General features: G+C 33.7%; 14 protein-coding genes. 2 read left to right on the plus strand and 12 right to left on the minus strand.

The features are described from left to right. From HQN85_RS13415 to HQN85_RS13445, 7 genes are read right to left on the minus strand one after another with little or no spacing between them, the layout of a single operon-like run. The gene (locus HQN85_RS13415) at positions 1-1,032 is read right to left on the minus strand and encodes a Gfo/Idh/MocA family protein (protein WP_173273072.1); all 1,032 of its coding nucleotides are present in this window, start codon (positions 1,030-1,032) and stop codon (positions 1-3) included. Further along, the gene (locus tag HQN85_RS13420) at positions 1,022-1,606 is read right to left on the minus strand and encodes an acyltransferase (protein ID WP_173273074.1); all 585 of its coding nucleotides are present in this window, start codon (positions 1,604-1,606) and stop codon (positions 1,022-1,024) included. Before HQN85_RS13420 ends, HQN85_RS13415 begins: the two co-directional genes overlap by 11 nt. Continuing rightward, positions 1,599-2,732 carry a DegT/DnrJ/EryC1/StrS family aminotransferase gene (locus HQN85_RS13425; protein ID WP_173273076.1) on the minus strand — a complete coding sequence of 378 codons (1,134 nt, stop codon included), beginning with the start codon at positions 2,730-2,732 and terminating at the stop codon, positions 1,599-1,601. The genes HQN85_RS13420 and HQN85_RS13425 overlap by 8 nt, the downstream gene beginning before the upstream one ends. A 49-nt stretch (positions 2,733-2,781) precedes the next feature. Then, the gene (locus HQN85_RS13430; RefSeq protein ID WP_173273078.1) at positions 2,782-4,062 is read right to left on the minus strand and encodes a nucleotide sugar dehydrogenase; all 1,281 of its coding nucleotides are present in this window, start codon (positions 4,060-4,062) and stop codon (positions 2,782-2,784) included. Positions 4,063-4,077: 15 nt separating this feature from the next. After that, a complete protein-coding gene (locus HQN85_RS13435) occupies positions 4,078-5,058 on the minus strand; it encodes an SDR family oxidoreductase (protein ID WP_173273080.1) in 981 nt (326 codons plus the stop codon). A gap of 21 nt (positions 5,059-5,079) precedes the next feature. Then, positions 5,080-7,479 carry a GumC family protein gene (locus tag HQN85_RS13440; RefSeq protein ID WP_173273083.1) on the minus strand — a complete coding sequence of 800 codons (2,400 nt, stop codon included), beginning with the start codon at positions 7,477-7,479 and terminating at the stop codon, positions 5,080-5,082. Between the two features lie 4 nt (positions 7,480-7,483). Next, positions 7,484-8,248: a polysaccharide biosynthesis/export family protein gene (locus HQN85_RS13445; protein WP_173273084.1), complete on the minus strand. Its 765-nt coding sequence runs from the start codon at positions 8,246-8,248 to the stop codon at positions 7,484-7,486. 320 nt (positions 8,249-8,568) lie between these two features. Here HQN85_RS13445 and HQN85_RS13450 point away from each other — a divergent pair, with 320 nt between their 5' ends. Both HQN85_RS13450 and HQN85_RS13455 read left to right on the plus strand, forming a co-directional pair. Then, positions 8,569-9,207 carry a DUF6266 family protein gene (locus HQN85_RS13450; protein ID WP_173273085.1) on the plus strand — a complete coding sequence of 213 codons (639 nt, stop codon included), beginning with the start codon at positions 8,569-8,571 and terminating at the stop codon, positions 9,205-9,207. A 133-nt stretch (positions 9,208-9,340) separates the two neighbouring features. Next, positions 9,341-10,075, plus strand: a complete 735-nt coding sequence (locus HQN85_RS13455) for a tyrosine-protein phosphatase (protein WP_173273087.1) — start codon at positions 9,341-9,343, stop codon at positions 10,073-10,075. Positions 10,076-10,187: 112 nt separating this feature from the next. Here HQN85_RS13455 and HQN85_RS13460 read toward each other — a convergent pair whose 3' ends face one another. The 5 genes from HQN85_RS13460 to HQN85_RS13480 form a co-directional block, all read right to left on the minus strand. Further along, on the minus strand, positions 10,188-11,870 hold the full coding sequence (locus HQN85_RS13460) for a capsule assembly Wzi family protein (protein ID WP_173273088.1): 1,683 nt from the start codon (positions 11,868-11,870) through the stop codon (positions 10,188-10,190). A 236-nt stretch (positions 11,871-12,106) separates the two neighbouring features. Then, a complete protein-coding gene (gene wecB, locus HQN85_RS13465; protein ID WP_173273090.1) occupies positions 12,107-13,231 on the minus strand; it encodes a non-hydrolyzing UDP-N-acetylglucosamine 2-epimerase in 1,125 nt (374 codons plus the stop codon). A gap of 327 nt (positions 13,232-13,558) precedes the next feature. Beyond that, positions 13,559-14,647, minus strand: a complete 1,089-nt coding sequence (locus HQN85_RS13470) for a glycosyltransferase (RefSeq protein ID WP_173273091.1) — start codon at positions 14,645-14,647, stop codon at positions 13,559-13,561. Then, positions 14,644-16,155: a lipid II flippase MurJ gene (locus HQN85_RS13475; RefSeq protein WP_173273093.1), complete on the minus strand. Its 1,512-nt coding sequence runs from the start codon at positions 16,153-16,155 to the stop codon at positions 14,644-14,646. Before HQN85_RS13475 ends, HQN85_RS13470 begins: the two co-directional genes overlap by 4 nt. 148 nt (positions 16,156-16,303) lie before the next feature. Next, positions 16,304-17,290 (minus strand): MraY family glycosyltransferase, encoded by a 987-nt coding sequence (locus tag HQN85_RS13480; protein WP_173273094.1) that lies wholly within the window; start codon positions 17,288-17,290, stop codon positions 16,304-16,306. Positions 17,291-17,348 lie beyond the last annotated feature (58 nt).

Genomic DNA, 17,348 nt, shown 5'->3' on the forward strand with positions numbered 1-17,348 from the left:
TTATGATGCGTAAATTCGTTCAATAATATCTACCACCTTAAGTCCTTCTAGCGCATTTGTAGTAATACTTCCTTCTCCATTTATTACATCGGAAATATTTTCGTAAATGTAATGATGATTTGCTGCTGACCCTTTGTACGGACCATAGTCGTTTGGTGGATTACTTGCTGCTAACTCTGGCATTTCATAATCCTTAATATGGCAGTATTCTACTTCGTTCATGTATTGCCCACCCACTTTTATCGAACCTTTTTCGCCAATTATAGTAATAGAACTCTCCAAGTTTTTATCCCAGATTGCTGTAGAATAATTTAAACTTCCCATTCCACCCTCCATGAAATCAAAACTCACAAAGCCAGAGTCTTCAAATTCTGTACTATTTTTATGCGTAAAGTCGTTAAACTGAGCTCTTATATTAGTAATATCACCGAAATACCAATACATCAAATCTATAAAATGAGAGAATTGGGTAAATAGTGTTCCACCATCTAATTTCTTAGTGCCATGCCAAGTTGTAGGCTTTCCCGTATTTGGATCAGGTTTATAGTATCTATCATCTCTATTCCAATAGCAATTAGTTTGAACCATAAATATTTTTCCAAGAATCCCTTGGTCTAAAACATTTTTCAACCAAACGGAAGGTGGAGAGTACCTATTTTGCATTACACAAAATACTTGTTTGTGTTTTTGAAGTGCTTTAAAAATGATTTTTTCGCAACCGGCTTTTGTTAAAGCCATCGGCTTCTCTATAACCACATGACAATTACGTTCTAATACCTTTAATGCGTGTTCTTCATGGTAACCATTAGGTGAGGCAATTGCTACAGCATCAATAACTAATCCTGAGGCTAAAAGCTCATCTATGGATGAAAAGAATTGAGCTGTCGAATAGGCATCAACTCCTAAGGTATCTTTAGGTTTAACATCACAAAGTGCAACCAACTCGAAATGATCATTACCTAAAATCATACTTGCATGTCGTTTACCGATATGCCCACATCCTATAACAGCGAATTTTATTTTATTTTGCATTCCTTTTTGATACTTTGTCGTTTAATATCAGGTATTCTTCTTTACTCTCTGAACATACTGCCCTTCCTTCCCGATCAAATATTAATTTTTGACCAAATTCACTCATCCAACCCATTTGTTTTGCCGGATTACCAACCACTATTTCATAATCTTTTACAGTTTTAGTAACAACTGCCCCAGCACCAATAAATGCATATTTACCTATATCGTGGCCACAAACAATGGTTGCATTTGCACCAATACTTGCTCCTTTTCCTACATGTGTTTTTAAATATTCATTTTTACGATTTACAGCACTCCTCGGGTTAATTACATTGGTAAAAACACACGATGGTCCTAAAAAAACGTCATCATCGCAAGTAACCCCAGTATAGATCGATACGTTATTTTGAATTTTCACATTTTTCCCTAAAACTACTTCTGGAGAAACCACTACATTTTGACCAATATTACAGTTTTCGCCAATTACACAATTGGTCATAATATGAGAAAAATGCCAAATTTTTGTGCCCGCACCAATTTCACAACCTTCATCAATTATTGCAGTCTCATGTGAAAAGAAAATTTTATCCATTAAAAAAAGTTTTAATCTGATTGATAATATACTCTTGCGTTTCTTGCGTAATTTCTGGATGTATAGGTAAGGAAAGAACTTCTTTGCAAAGTGAAATTGTAATGTCTTGTTTGCCTACAACCCTACCTATGTTTTTAAACGCTTCTTGTTCAAATAATGGTAATGGGTAATAAATCATACTTGGAATACCTTGGTTCTTTAGAAATTGTTGCAATTCATCTCTTTTGCCATTAGCTACTCGTAATGTATATTGATGAAAAACATGACTACTTTTAGGAGATCTAACTGGCAAGGTTATACCACCTATATCCTGCAATCCTTTATCATAAAAAGAAGCTGCTTTTTCTCTATCCTCACTATATGATTTCAAATACGGAAGTTTTACATTTAGAATAGCTGCTTGCAAGGTATCAAGGCGACTATTTATTCCGAGTACTTCATGGTAATATTTTTTACGCTGACCATGATTTGCCACCATTTTAATTTGTTCAGCCAGTAACTTATCATTCGTATATAATGCTCCACCATCTCCAAAACATCCTAAATTTTTAGAAGGGAAGAAAGAAGTACATCCAATATCTCCCATTGTTCCTGCTTTTAAGCTCCTACCATCAGAAAACGTATAAACAGCACTTAAAGCTTGTGCAGTATCTTCTACAATTTTTAGGCCGTGCTTTTTTGCAAGTTCAATAATAGGTTCCATATCCGCACACTGACCAAAAAGGTGCACCGGAACAATTGCTTTTGTTTTTGATGTTATTGCAGGTTCAATCAATTCTGCAGTAATGTTAAAAGTAAAAGGATCCACATCTACCATTACAGGGATTAAACCCAATAGACCAATTACTTCTGCAGTTGCCACATAGGTAAAACTTGGTACAATAACTTCATCACCAGGTTTTAGCCCTAATGCCATAAAAGCAATCTGTAATGCATCTGTACCATTTGCACATCCCACCACCTTTACATCTCCTAAAAAAGAACCCAGATTGGTTTCAAATTCATTTACCTGTGGGCCATTGATATAATGGGCACCTGTTAAAACATCTTTAATTGCTGTATCTATCTCTTCTTCAATATTTTGATATTGAATTTTAAGATCTACCATTTGTATATTTTTATCCATTTTGATTCTACAGCACTTTATATTAAACCATTAATGTGACCTATATCAACTATAGCTTACCATCAACATTATTTTTTATGATGCCTTTAACATCATATAGAATTGCATTGTTATTTTTAAAATTGTTTAAGTCTATTGACAAAAATTCTTTATGCGCAACTCCCAAAACAACTACATCATATTTTTTTGATGGCAACTCTTGGCTCGTTTCTAATTTATATTCATGTTGAACATCTTTTGGATTTGCCCATGGATCATATATATCTACCGTAATACCATAATCCTTCAAAGCAGAAATAACATCTACAATTTTAGTATTTCGTACATCAGGACAATTCTCTTTGAAAGTTATTCCCAACATCAACAGACTTGCGGTATTTATTGTAATACCTTTCTTAATCATTAATTTAACAATTTGAGAAGCCACATATTCTCCCATACTATCATTCAAGCGACGGCCAGCCAATATAATTTCTGGATGGTAACCAAACTCTTGTGCTCTTTGTGCCAAGTAATAAGGATCTACGCCAATACAATGTCCCCCAACTAATCCAGGTTTGAATGGGAGGAAATTCCATTTCGTTCCCGCAGCCTCTAGAACGGCATGGGTATCAATATCCATGCAATTAAATATTTTAGCCAGTTCATTTACAAAAGCGATGTTGATATCGCGTTGTGAATTTTCGATTACTTTTGCCGCTTCGGCGACCTTGATACTAGGTGCTAGATGAGTGCCTGCTGTAATAACCGATTTATAAAGTTCATTCACCTTTTCTCCAACTTCAGCAGTAGAGCCAGCTGTAACTTTTAATATTTTTTCAACCGTATGTTCTTTATCTCCAGGATTAATTCTTTCTGGCGAATATCCAGCAAAAAAGTCTTCATTAAACTTTAGTCCTGATATTTTTTCTAATACCGGTACACACTCTTCCTCTGTAACACCAGGGTATACAGTAGATTCGTAAATTACGATATCCCCTTTCTTTAACACATTTCCCACAGTTTCACTTGACTTATATAGTGGGGTTAAGTCCGGTCTATTATTCTTATCCACAGGTGTGGGTACAGTAACGATATAATAATTACAATCTGCGATATCACTTAAATCAGAGGAACAATACAGTCCTTTTTCCGATTGAGGTGATTGCACCAATACTGCCTGAAGTACTTCATCTGAAATTTCCAATGTACTATCATTTCCGGCACGTAAACCTGCAATACGATTAGCATTTATATCAAAGCCAATCACGGCATATTTTGTTGCAAATAATCTTGCTAGAGGCAAGCCAACATACCCTAAACCAATTACGGCTAATTTTGGTGCATTCATTTATTTAATTATGAGTTATTTTAAGTTCTCCCAATACCATTTTACTGCTTCTTCTAATCCGGGCCCAATTTTATGTGACGGTTGATAGTCTAATAATTGTTGCGCTTTTTTAATACTTGCTAATGAATGCGGAATATCGCCAGCACGATTTGTGCCATGCTTTATTTTAATAGTTTCAATTTCAGGATCATAGACGGACAAATATTTTTTCAAGTAGCTTGCCAATTGGTTTAATGTAGTTCGATCTCCAACAGCGGTATTATACACTGTATTGACTGCTTCTTTATTTGAAGTAGTCATTGCTCTCTCATTCATTTGAATGACATTATCGATGTATGTAAAATCACGTGAATGCTCTCCGTCACCATTAATCACAGGACTCTCATGAGCCATTAATTGCATCACGAATTTCGGAATTACTGCAGCATAAGCTCCTTTTGGATCTTGTCTTCTACCAAACACATTGAAATACCTAAGGCCTATACATTCTAATCCATACGTCTTTGCAAAAATATCGGCATACAGTTCATTTACATATTTGGTAATAGCATAGGGTGATAACGGTTTACCAATTTTATCTTCTACTTTTGGTAAAGCTTCCGAATCTCCATATGTACTTGAACTTGCTGCATATACAAATCGTTTAATCTGTGCATCTCTTACCGCTACTAGCATATTTAAGAATCCAGAAACATTCACATCGTTACTAGTTATTGGATCGTTAATAGAACGTGGCACAGACCCAAGTGCAGCTTGATGTAATACATAATTTGCGCTTCTAACAGCGTTTCGGCAATCCGCTAGATTACGGATATCCCCTTCTATCAACGTAAAATTTGGATTGGCAAGAAAAGGATTGATATTATACCGATGACCTGTAGCGAAATTATCTAATACCCTTACTTTATATCCCTTATTTAAAAAGTATTCTGTTAGATTAGAACCGATAAATCCTGCTCCGCCCGTAATTAGAATTGTTTCAATCGTTAAACTCATGAATAGATATTTGGTATTTAATTAAAATCTTTTGATGAATTCTTTAAACAGTACTTTGATTGTTTTTCTTTTTGAGGAAACATCATCAGAATAATAGCCATAACCGTAGCCATAACCATAGCCATAGCCGTACCCGTAACCATACCGTCCACCCAATTCAATACCATTCAAAATCAGGTTTAATTTAGGGAATTTCTTGCTTGCGTATAATTTGTTTAACTGTTTAACTTGTTCTCTACTGGTAACCCCTTGTCTAACGAGGTAAATAGATGCATCTGCTAGCCTTGCTAATATTTGGGAGTCAGTTACTAGGCCAATTGGTGGTGTATCGATAACAACTTCATCAAAATTACTTTTCAAATAAGTCATTAATTCTTCGATCTCATTCTGTATTAACAATTCAGAAGGGTTAGGAGGTATTGGTCCTGATCCGATTACGAAAAGATTAGGGTTAACTCCAGAAGGTTGAATAATATCATCTATCTTGACTTTCCCTATTAAATAATTACTAAATCCAACCTTATTGTTTAAGTTTAAATACTTGCTAATTTTAGGTTTTCTTAAATCTAATTCTAAAAGAACGGTTTTCTTACCACTTACAGCTAGGGCTGCTGCGACATTACTTGCCACAAAACTCTTTCCTTCTCCAGACATACTCGAAGTAAATAGGGTAACATGGCCTACACCCTCAACACCTTTACCATATAAAAACTGCATGTTAGTTCGAATTGACCGGAATTGTTCTGCAATAGCTTTTCTACTATTAGCTTGAACAACTATAGGTTGATCACTATCAGAAAGAGAAATTTCGCCCAATACAGGAGCATTGGTAATTTTGCTAATATCCGAACTACTATAAATTTTATTGTTTAATAAATCCTTTCCATAAATGTAGCCTACAGGCAATATAATTCCCAATAAAAGGGCGCCTAAGTAAATAAGCTGTCGCTTAGGGGATATTGGTGTATTATTTGAAAATGGATCATCTACTACCCTGCTGTCGGTGACTGAAGCTGCATACGAAAGTGCTGCCTCCTCCTTTTTTTGTAATAGGTACAAATAAAGCGTTTCTTTAATCCCTTGCTGGCGTTTAATACTAATGTATTGTCTTTCCTGGCTAGGAATCTGTTTGATAGAGCCTTCGTATTTAGAATTATTTTGAGCAAGCGAGCGCTTGGTAATCATTAATGAATTATAAATATTTTGCACACTATTTTTTATGTTAGCTCTAATAGACTCTATCTGTTTGGTTATAGGTACAACTATTGGATTATCTGGTTGAGTAGTGGCTAAAAGTTCGTCTTTTTTCAATTGCAATGCACTCAATTCCACAATCTGAGAAGAAAGTACGGGATCGGAAATGCCCATTGTGGTTGGCAACTTTTCTTGAGAAGAATTTGAGTTGACGTAGCGTTGGATATCCTTGATGACATCAATTTGTAGGTTCACTTGATTTAATTGTACATCATTGGCTTTTACATTATCTAAATATAAGCTAGCCTGACTACTGATATCTGTTAAACCTTGGCCACTTTTAAAATTTTCTACATCTTTCTCTACATCAGTCAATTCTCCACTAATCAGTTTTAAACGTTCATCTATAAAATTTAAGGTGCTTTGAATAGTTTGATTCTTATCTACAACAGCAGCTTCATTGTAAACCTGTATTAAAGTACTTAAAATATCCTTACCCCGCTGTATATTGGTGGCCTGATAATTTAACACCAAAACAGAGGAAACTTTATTTTTTAATGCGACTGACAGCCTGCTTAAATACTGATTTGTAATTGCAACAGGATTAGAAAATTGCAAGGTGATTACTTGTTTACTATTCTTTTTAAAGAACCTTGTTTTATCGATTTTATAAACACCAAATCTGTTTCTTTGTATTTCATTTAAATTTCCTTTAACTGTTTTATGAATTTTGGTATCTTCTAAAACATATTGATTTTCATTAGGAAAGCTTAGCTTAAAAGTACTTCCATACAGCGCACTATCTAGACCAATAGAAATAAAATTAACTGGACGTTGCTCGTATAAATCTACTGTAAGCACCCTAGCCTCTACTTGATAGCTCACATTTAAATTTAACCGATCAACTACTTTACGCATCAGGGTTTTAGACTGTAAGATCTCTATTTCATTTTCAACCACTTTAGATCCTCCAAACAGATCTAATTCATTCAATAAATCCCCAGGGTTACCACTTTTCTTTTGATCTTTAATTAACAAAGTACTTGTAACCTGATAAACAGGTCGAGTGTAGCGTAGATATAAAAACGCGAGGCTAAAACACACAATAAGTGCAAGTATAAATACTGGCCAATGATACAGGTATTTATGTAAAATTTCAGCAAAATTAATGTTTTCTGCTTCTTCGTTTTCGTTATCGAAATTGCTTAAATCTATATTATTATTCATGTTTTTATAGGCGTGTGATAACAAGAACTATGATAGAAATGATAGATAACCCTAAGCTAACATTGCGATATCTCGTATCGACGTTTGCATATTTGGCATCTCCTGGTTGCACATATAAAGCATCGTTGTTTTGAAGATAAAAATAAGGCGATTTAAAAAGTTCCTTGCTATTCATATCTAATCTAATGAATTTTCGCTCACCATTAACTTCACGCACCAAAAGTATATTTTTTCTTAGCGCTGTAATATTCAAATCGCCAGCGAAGCCTAGAGCGTCTATTACAGAAACACGTTCACTGTTAATTGGATAAACACCTGGTTTGGCTACATCCCCAATGATAGACACTTTAAAATTAGCTATTCGTAGACTAACTACGGGCTCTTTTAAATCATTCAATAATTTCTTTTGGATTAACTCTCTTGCCTCAGTGGTAGTTAATCCAGCTACTTGAATGGAGCCTATCTTCGGTAATTGAATCGCCCCATTAGCGTCTACGGTAAATCCATTCGTAATAGTGCTTGATGCAGAATTTTGCGAAGTACCAATATTTCCCCTATTAAAAATAGCAGAAGCTTCATCATTTAGGCTACTTATATTAAGTGCTAAAATATCATCTTTTTGAATGCGCAAAGCTTGATAATTTTCAATTTGTTGAACAATAGTGCTACTATCATTTAAATCATTGAAATAAGTTACTTCTTTATATTTTCTAGTAGAACAGGCACTAAACAAGATGACAACAATACAAACATAGAAGATTTGTCTCATAGATATAGTTAGGGATTTTAAATATGGTCAAATATAATAATAATACTTAATTCACTCGTGTTTTAGCTTATTTGTTAATTGATTTGTTTGAATATTCGATCTTAAAAATATGAATGCCTGCTATTAATTACTAAATAGGTTATAATAAATTTTTGTTAAAACGGGGTTTGGTCGGGGTTTGGTCGGGGTTTGGTCGGGGTTGTGACAATTGTATCCGAACAAATTCCGACTGAAATGCGAATTTAATTGGTCTTAAAATATAGCCGTTACAATTGTTTTTGTATCTTGGTCCTAATCATCCCGTTTTATGTTTAAAAATTATGGCAACATTCAACAACGGAATCAACGGGGGTTTCAACGGAAAAGTTGGTAGTACAATAGGCTATCAATTAAATGGCAAATGGGTAATGAGAAGTTTACCTAAATTAAGTCCAAAAAACAAAAAGGGAAGTGCTAACCAGAGAGCATGTAGATCTGGTTTTACCAAAATGCAGCATTTTCTTAGTCCAGTGATCGATTTCATTAGAGTAGGGTTCAATCTCGAATCAAAATTGAGGCAAATGGGTGCACACAATGTGGCTAAATCTTACAATATGCTTAACGCATTAGATGCAAATGGAGCAATCGATTACTCAAAGATTTGTTTAACATTTGGCAACTTAAGGGGAGTAGAAAATCATAGCATTGCACAAGATGATATCGGCTTTCATTTCAGCTGGACTGATAACTCAGAAAACACGTGGATTAGAACAACCGATCAGATAATGCTATTAGCTTATAATGTAAATGACAAACGAGCCTATTGCAAATTAAGTGGCGCTAGAAGAGAGACAGGTTTTGACAGTTTACTTATACCAAGTTTGGAAAAAGGAAATGAATTTCACACCTGGATTTCATTTATTGCAGATGACAGACAGGGTATTTCGATGAGCAGCTATGCAGGGAAGTTTATTTTTTAATTAACTAAATTTAAATACGTAACAGTTTTTGTTGGGGGTAGCTGGCTTAGAACTGTAAAAGACAGTTTAAGCTTAGATTATTTTATCGATTAAGTATTTTTTTTTAGCTTAGTCCTCAAATCATCCACCCATTATGTTCTTTTTTAATCGTTCGCAAAAGACTGCTTCTAGAAATTTTAGTGACATTATTGTCGATATGCATTCTCACCTTATTCCGGGGGTAGATGATGGTGCAAAAGATGTAGCAGATAGTGTGCAATTAATTACAGGGTTAAAAGAACTAGGTTTTCAGCATTTGATTACAACCCCTCATACATTGCAGGATATACATCCAAATACGCATGAATCCTTAAAAGCAGGGCATAGTTTATTACATGGAAAATTACCTACTGGAATTCATTTGGCACTTTCTTCAGAATATTATTTAGATGAGCAATTTAGTGAACAAAGAAATAATAATGCAGTTTTACCGCTCACTGGTAATCGCTTATTAATCGAATTTAGTCAAATTTCTAGACCTCATGATTTAGAACAACAAATTTTTGAAATAGGCCTTCAGGGTTATCAAATCATTTTAGCTCATCCAGAACGATACCTGTTCTTTCATAAACATTTCGATTATTTCACACGCTTAAAAGAAATGGGAGTTGAATTACAAGTGAATGCACTTTCCTTGACTGAACATTATGGGAAACATATTAAGGCTGTGGCTGAAAAGTTAATTGAAAAAGACATGATAGATTTTATTGGAACTGATCTTCACCATACCAAACATCTTGAAATTTTAAAACGAGTACCCTTAAGTAAACACTTTACACGTTTAGTAGATAGTGGATTATTGAAAAACCAAAGCTTGTTGAACTCTTAATTAAATTGCCATAGCAAATAAAAAAATTGTTTCGCAAGACTGTTAAAGAGTAATCCTTACCAAAAAGCCACTAATCCCTATATTCAATTACTATACAAAAGTTAGATAGACATTACCATCTATACATTAACCCAACTCTTAATTGAAAATTATTTACATCTTGGAAATCATAATTCCAAAAATCAGCAGGTACAGCTTCTTTCACTACGTATTGATAATTTAACGACCGAACGTAGGTAAGTTGAGAATTCAGAACAAAATTCTTGTAAGTCCAGTCAAATTTTCCAGTAGCCGATAAATCTACCCAATGCCTTCTGATGCTTGGAGCAGCTCTGTACATCCAATCATTGTTATTCACCAAACGTTCCAATTGTAAGCCTATTTTTTTTAAGCCTTTCACCCAACTGATATCTAAAGATTGTAGGTTGCTCCCAGGGCCTATACCTGCTCCTAATACCTGACCATTGTTTGTGTAACCATCTCTAACCTGACTATGTGTATACCAAGTACCGCCTGAGCGAATCTCTTTTGTTGGAGATTTTTCCATTTGAGTAACTTCTAATCCAACCTGGATGTATTCATCGCTCTTTGCTAAAGGCACTAATTTCCTAAATCCTAAAATATAAGCTCTCGAAGATTCTGGCTCTAGTAGAATATCTCTTAAATTTTTATTGTGATCTGTTTTACCATATTGCGCATATACTTCCGCATGAGACTCTGGCATCACCCAACGGGCGAAAAGTGAGAAATATTGGTCTCTATTCTTAGCATCTTCAAAATCGTAATTTGGATTGTTAGGGTCATCATAAGCAGCTTTCTCCAGTGCTGAGAATACTGGGAAATAATCAAAAAAACCATGCCCTAAATCTTTACTATATAACGCATAAGAACGATCAAAGCCTAGATACAAGCCTGGTACCCATTTAGGGTTAAACACAAAAGCTAACCCAGAAAGGTAGCGCCAGTCGTTTGGTTTAACATTGGATTTAATGTACTGAGAACCTGGATAACCAGATTTTTCTAATTTACCCGAAATCAATTGGACTTCAAAAGATCCAATTGGTGTATTAACGGGCCTAATGGTATTTAAGGTGAGATGCTTAAATCCACTCGCATTATTACTCATTAATAAAGAATTACGAACACCTGGTCCCCACCATAAATTCTCATTCGACAAGCCTAAGGACATAGGCCCAACATTAAGCCTAATACTGCTCTGGCCCCAATTAAATTTACTATAAGCTCCATTCCCAAATTTTTCTGGCAAATCGATATAATTATACATTCCACCTACAACATTTGGTTTAAAAGGTGCAGGCTCTGAAATCTCTACAAAATCTTTATTTTGTGCAAAAACAAACTCTGGTTTAAATTGAATACTTAATGGACCTACTTTGGCATAAAAGCCAGCGGTAATTAACGTTTGATAGCCTTTTGCTGGCACCATTGCCCCATCATTCCAACCATAAGGATGATGCGTATTATATTGCTGTTGCCAAATTACAGGCAGCGCATATAATGCAGTTTTACCACTACCAGAACCATATAATTGTTTACGAAAGTCATGTGTTGAAAATGTGCCCTCATCATCAGCAAGATCAAATTGATTAACATCGCTCATATAAATTGGACGAATCATAAATGAAGTTTTCGAGGTATCATTCCCTAGTAGTTGTTGCCTGCGATAGGCATCTTCAATATTTTGCAGCTGGCCAACAGGTAAGGTCTGAGCAATTGCTTGGAAAACGCCAATTGATAGGAAAAATACTAGTGTTAGGATTTCTTTGTTCTTCATAGTCAACTGTTTCTTTTGTATCAATAATATTTCTAAATACTATAATTTATTTTTTAAATATAAGAGATAGTATCCATTAAATTTTGTGTATTATCCTACAAACGATGATTTGTAAATTTTATTAAGTACATTAAGCTAAAAATTATACGGTAATGCTACTCATGTTTTTTAATAACAGTTAGAAAACAATAGTATTTAATTGTCAACCAAAATCTAAAGAAACTTAGCTACAGAAGTTAAAGAATATGTGTGTCTAATACGTTTAGTATCTGTTTGGCAGAATCTCCCTTGCCATATGGGCTAGATTGAATTGCAACAGATTGTGATCTCTTCTGACTCCTTAAAAGTATAGTAGCCTCATCAATAATTCCTTTAGGATCAGAACCAACCAGTTTTACCAATCCCGAATCAGCCAATTCTGGTCTTTCCGTACAGGTACGCATCAGTAAAATAGGCTTTCCTAATGCTGTTCCCTCCTCTTGTATTCCTCCACTATCTGTAATGATAAAGCTGGCTATTTTCATTAACCATATAAATGTTGGGTAAGCTAGGGGCTCAATTAAGTTGATATTTTTAACATTACCAATTATTTTATGGGCAGTATCGTGAATATTTGGATTTAAATGAAGAGGATAAATGAGCTGAACATCATTAGTTTCTGCAATATGTTTTAGCGCACTACAGATTTGCTCAAAGTTCTGACCAAAATTCTCCCTTCTATGACAGGTTACCAATACTACTGGTCGCTCTTGGCTAATAAGTTGCTTTAAGTCTTCTATTTGTAGGTATTTATTCTTCTCTATTTTTTCAATAGCAAAAAGTAACGCATCTATAATTGTATTTCCCGTTAAACAAATGTGCTTGGGATCAATGCCCTCCTTTAAAAGATTAGTTGATGCTATAGCAGTAGGTGTAAAGTGCAAATAAGCTAATCTGGAAGTTAGTTGACGGTTACCTTCCTCTGGAAAAGGGAAACTTAAATTATAGGTACGCAAACCGGCCTCAACATGACAAACTTTTACCCCAGCATAAAATCCTGCCAAAGCAGCAAATGTAGAGGTAGTAGTGTCGCCATGCACAAATAAAAAATCAGGATTAAAGGAGTCTAGTACTACTTTCATTCCTTCAATTACCGCTGCAGTGAGTTGACTTAAATCTTGTTTGCTTTTCATTAGCTTTAGATCATAGTCAGGGACAATTTCAAAAAAATCTAAAACCTGATCAAGTAACTCTCTATGTTGACCCGTAACGCAAATTTTAACTTCATATTTATTTTTATGATGTTTGAATTCGTTAATTAATGGAGCCATCTTAATGGCTTCTGGTCTCGTTCCAAAGGCAATTAATATTTTTTTTCTCACAGCTTTGGGTTAAAGTTTGTGCATTAATCTCTGCAAAAAATACGCAGACTTAGGAAGAGTTGAGGTACAGTCTTGGTCATATTTCTTAAAACTATAATCAGTGACTGCAGACGAAAAAAAAGATTTCTCTAAAGTTTGTTTAACGATAAGAAGTTCTCTAGGGATAAAGTAGTACATATCACAAAATAAAGGATAAATATCCTTTATTCCATGAGCTAAATGAAAGTTCCGTTTTTGCGGACTTATTACAGGTGCTTAAATAGTAAGGGTATTAAGATTGTCGTCTAAACGATACTAATTATAGATCATATAGGCTCTAATCTTTCCTCATAATAATTTATCGATAGTTCTACAGATTTTTGGCCAATAAAAATGCTTGTAAGCAAAAGACTGAAATTCTGAAGATAATTTTTCTAATATATGCGGATTATCGCTAATCTTTTTAAAAAGCGCTGCTAAATAGTGATGATCATTAATTGGGAAAACATTACCATATTGGTTACCATCAATTAAATCTCTTACTGCAGGCAAATCTGTTGAAATAATAAAACAACCAAATTTTGCCGCTTCAGTTAAAACCAATGGAAATCCTTCATATCGTGAGGTTAGCGCAAAAACCTTGGCTGTAGCATAATAATCCTCCAATACTTCCCTATTATTAATTGGGCCAGTAAATGTTACTCTGTGCTTTAAATTAGGATTTTGTTTAAAGTAATGCGCAATAAAAGGCTTGAATTCATTTTCAATAGGCCCAATAATTTCAAGCTTCCATTCCTGATTATAAATCGAAAACTCTCTAAATGCTTCACAAAGTATTTCTGTTGCCTTTTGTTTTGTGCCAATACGACCAACTGTGATTATCTTATTTTCCTTTTTATTAAAATTGAGTGATTTTTGAACTCCATTATCGTAAAAGCCATTAGGAACATAGTCTATTTTTCTGCCTAACTGCATAGTTAGATTGAGGTGTTTAAGATAGGTTTGGTTTTCGATGGATACGATATCAATTCCCTTTAAAAGATACTTAGTGATTTTTGATGGCAAATAGCTTAATATCTGATCATCAGCATCGAGTTTGAGATATGTCTTTCTTTTGCAAAAAGAATATATTTTGATAAAAAAACACAAAATCAAGTTTACTCGGCTTAATTGGTACACTTGGAATACATCATATTTTCTCTGATTAAAAAGAAGAAAAAACAATACATCTAATAATTGATTATGAAAAATCTTTTTAAGATATACAATATGAAGCCCTTTTACTTCCTTTTCTAAATAAGAATAATCATCATTTTTATAGCATAAGAAAGTCGATTCATAGTTTAATTCCTTATGCAGGATATAAGGAATCATACCAACATCTTTAATTAGATGTACGTTTGTAGCAATAGGAAAGATTGTTAGAAATCTCTTCATTTATGCTTTTTAAATACTTTTTGATATAAGTTAATTAATATAATTCGCTCATCTAGTTTAAACAAAAACAAAGCTGCCAATAAAATAGCAGTGAGCAAAAATATATTGATAAACAAAATCATAAATGCGGAGTTTAAGAGGATAAAGTAATAATTAATGGAATATAGTAGTAAAATAATACTCAATAAAATTGAAATATATTTCATTGCACTTTTTGCAAGCTCCCTTTTGCCATAAGGTAATTTTGCTAACATTAAGCAGGCGGCAATAAGGTGAGAAATGAATAACGAGAATGGAAAAATATATGCATTTAACCTTTTATAAAATAACAGATTTAATAGTATCATAATTACTTGTGCAAAAGAACCATATAAAGCATAGTATTTTCCTCTTTTTGACGATAGTAAACTAATGCCAAAGATGTAATAAAAAAATATGGCAATTGTAGACCAGCTATAATACATAGTAAGTTTACTTATTTGATGAAGGGCGGTATCTGAAATATTACCACTTTGGTATATTATACTAATAAAGGGATACGGACATACAGTAAGTATAGCAACTACAAAAATTAAGAGTAAAAAACCAAACTGATAAATTTGTTTAAGCTCAAAAACGAAACCCTTTATATTATTCTTCATAAAATGAGATGATAATATAGGCACAAACATCGTAACGAGAATACTTAATAAGATGTTGGTCAATATGTCTGAAAACTTCCTAGAGTAATCAAGCATTGAAACAACACCATAACCTAATAGCGTAGAAATTGTTTTCTCTACAACTAATGCTACTTGACCAATAAAATAAGGGATGAAAAATGGCAAAGAAAATAAGATAAACGGTTTCGTATCGGAAAGTTTAATCATTTTTATATCGCTGAATAACTTAATTTTCTTAAATATAATTTGGCAAATGAGCAGAATAAGCAGAAAAATTAAACTCAAATAGTAACCAAAGACTAATGATAGTATACCTATTTTTGGAGCAAGTATGATAATAAGTATTAGGTTGACTATCCCTGAGATAAGTCCTGCAATTTCAGGGACATAAATAGACCGATAGGAGTTTAGTACACTAATCAAAAGTTGATTAACTTGATTAAAAAGAAAGCTTGGCGCCATAATTCTAATCATAAATAGCAAGAATGTTAATTGCTCGCCTTTATAAGTGGGCGCTATAATAGTAGAAATAAGTTCTGGTTTCCATAAAATTAGTAAGACTAAAACTACTGTAACTACATTAGTAAATAGCAGCAAGGAACTCGTTTTTTGTAATGCTTCTTTTTCGCCTTCCTCTTCTCTTATGAAAATAAATTTAGCTCTAAAGCTTTCGTTGATTGGACCCCATATAGCCATATCGAATATAAGGAGTACATTTATAGCAAGGAGCCAAACATCTCTTTCTATGGTAACACCAAAATATTTGGCAGAAAAATAAAGACTTAAAATCGATATACTAAGTCGGCACCCTTTAAGAACAACTAATGTACCTGCTTGTCTCCTCAACGTCTTCGAGTTTATACTTTTAAATCTGTGTAATACTTCAATTCAATCCACATCTTTAAACCAAACACTACTTTTTGAAGTACTTAATTGCAGATTGTTAATGATAATTGTTGGTCCCAACTTGTAGCAAAAGTCTTTATGACACCTATTAGTCTTGGATAAGAGGAGCTCGACCGAGCAATCGACTAGAACCCTCTAAGGCAAATCTAACGCCAACAAAAATAACAACAGAAACAATTAAACTAATGATAAAGGTATTGGTTGAATGAAAAGAAAATGAAATAACCAAAATATTTATTATTAACTGTATCAATATATAAACCATTGCAACAGTATTATGTGGCATTCCCTTTTCATTAGCTAAGTATTGATACAAGTGGCTCCGATGAGGTTGTAATATAGATTCTTTTCTAAGTACCCTAAAAAATACTGTTGTTGCAGAATCAAGCCCATATATTAAGATAAATAAGATATAATTTGGATTTTCTGTCGTTTTAACCAACTTAATCATTAATGCTACCACAATAAATGCTATACTTACACTTCCAACATCTCCTGCAAAACAACGAGCCTGTGTTCTAAAATTATAGAAAATAAATACTAAGAGTGCCAGTGCAATTGCTACCGTAAAACCAGTTGAGGCAAAGCCAAGAACCTGATCTTTTAAGTAAATGAGAGTAGCTAATGTGAGTAAACTATAACCGCCAGTAATTCCATTTATACCATCCATAAAATTCCAAGCATTAATAGTCGCAACTCCCAACATTAATAAGGGTAAATAAACATAAAAGGGGAAATTGAATAACGAAAAATCTAGCAACAACATGGCCATTGCAATAAATTGAAATACCAACCTAATCTGCCCCTTAAGTTCGATGATATCATCAACAAAACTTACAATACTAATTAGTAGCAGTCCAGCTAAAAACCATGGATGAGCTGATCCGAAACAAAAATAATGGAGAAATGCCGCTATAGGAAAGATAATCCCTCCTCCTCTTACAGTAATTAAAGTATGCGAACTTCTTGCATTTGGTTTATCAATGATGTTATACTTATTAGCTATCTTGAAATAAATCGCCATCATCAAAAACAAAAAAACAAAAAATAGCAGGTAGATGTAGATCTTGTTCATTAGTTATTGTTGTACTCCTTTTTATGCCTTAACATACCAAAGATAGTTATTTAATCAA

It is taken from the genome of Pedobacter boryungensis, assembly GCF_013204825.1.
Classification (GTDB): Bacteria; Bacteroidota; Bacteroidia; order Sphingobacteriales; family Sphingobacteriaceae; genus Pedobacter; species Pedobacter boryungensis.

Excerpts from the sequence above, each read along its gene's own strand:
- HQN85_RS13450 (WP_173273085.1), top strand. The coding sequence starts at position 8,569 with ATGGCAACATTCAACAACGGAATCAACGGGGGTTTCAACGGAAAAGTT.
- HQN85_RS13480 (WP_173273094.1), bottom strand. The coding sequence starts at position 17,290 with ATGAACAAGATCTACATCTACCTGCTATTTTTTGTTTTTTTGTTTTTG.
- HQN85_RS13430 (WP_173273078.1), bottom strand. The coding sequence starts at position 4,062 with ATGAATGCACCAAAATTAGCCGTAATTGGTTTAGGGTATGTTGGCTTG.
- HQN85_RS13415 (WP_173273072.1), bottom strand. The coding sequence starts at position 1,032 with ATGCAAAATAAAATAAAATTCGCTGTTATAGGATGTGGGCATATCGGT.
- HQN85_RS13425 (WP_173273076.1), bottom strand. The coding sequence starts at position 2,732 with ATGGATAAAAATATACAAATGGTAGATCTTAAAATTCAATATCAAAAT.
- HQN85_RS13445 (WP_173273084.1), bottom strand. The coding sequence starts at position 8,248 with ATGAGACAAATCTTCTATGTTTGTATTGTTGTCATCTTGTTTAGTGCC.
- HQN85_RS13435 (WP_173273080.1), bottom strand. The coding sequence starts at position 5,058 with ATGAGTTTAACGATTGAAACAATTCTAATTACGGGCGGAGCAGGATTT.
- HQN85_RS13440 (WP_173273083.1), bottom strand. The coding sequence starts at position 7,479 with ATGAATAATAATATAGATTTAAGCAATTTCGATAACGAAAACGAAGAA.
- HQN85_RS13460 (WP_173273088.1), bottom strand. The coding sequence starts at position 11,870 with ATGAAGAACAAAGAAATCCTAACACTAGTATTTTTCCTATCAATTGGC.
- HQN85_RS13420 (WP_173273074.1), bottom strand. The coding sequence starts at position 1,606 with ATGGATAAAATTTTCTTTTCACATGAGACTGCAATAATTGATGAAGGT.
- HQN85_RS13470 (WP_173273091.1), bottom strand. The coding sequence starts at position 14,647 with ATGAAGAGATTTCTAACAATCTTTCCTATTGCTACAAACGTACATCTA.
- HQN85_RS13455 (WP_173273087.1), top strand. The coding sequence starts at position 9,341 with ATGTTCTTTTTTAATCGTTCGCAAAAGACTGCTTCTAGAAATTTTAGT.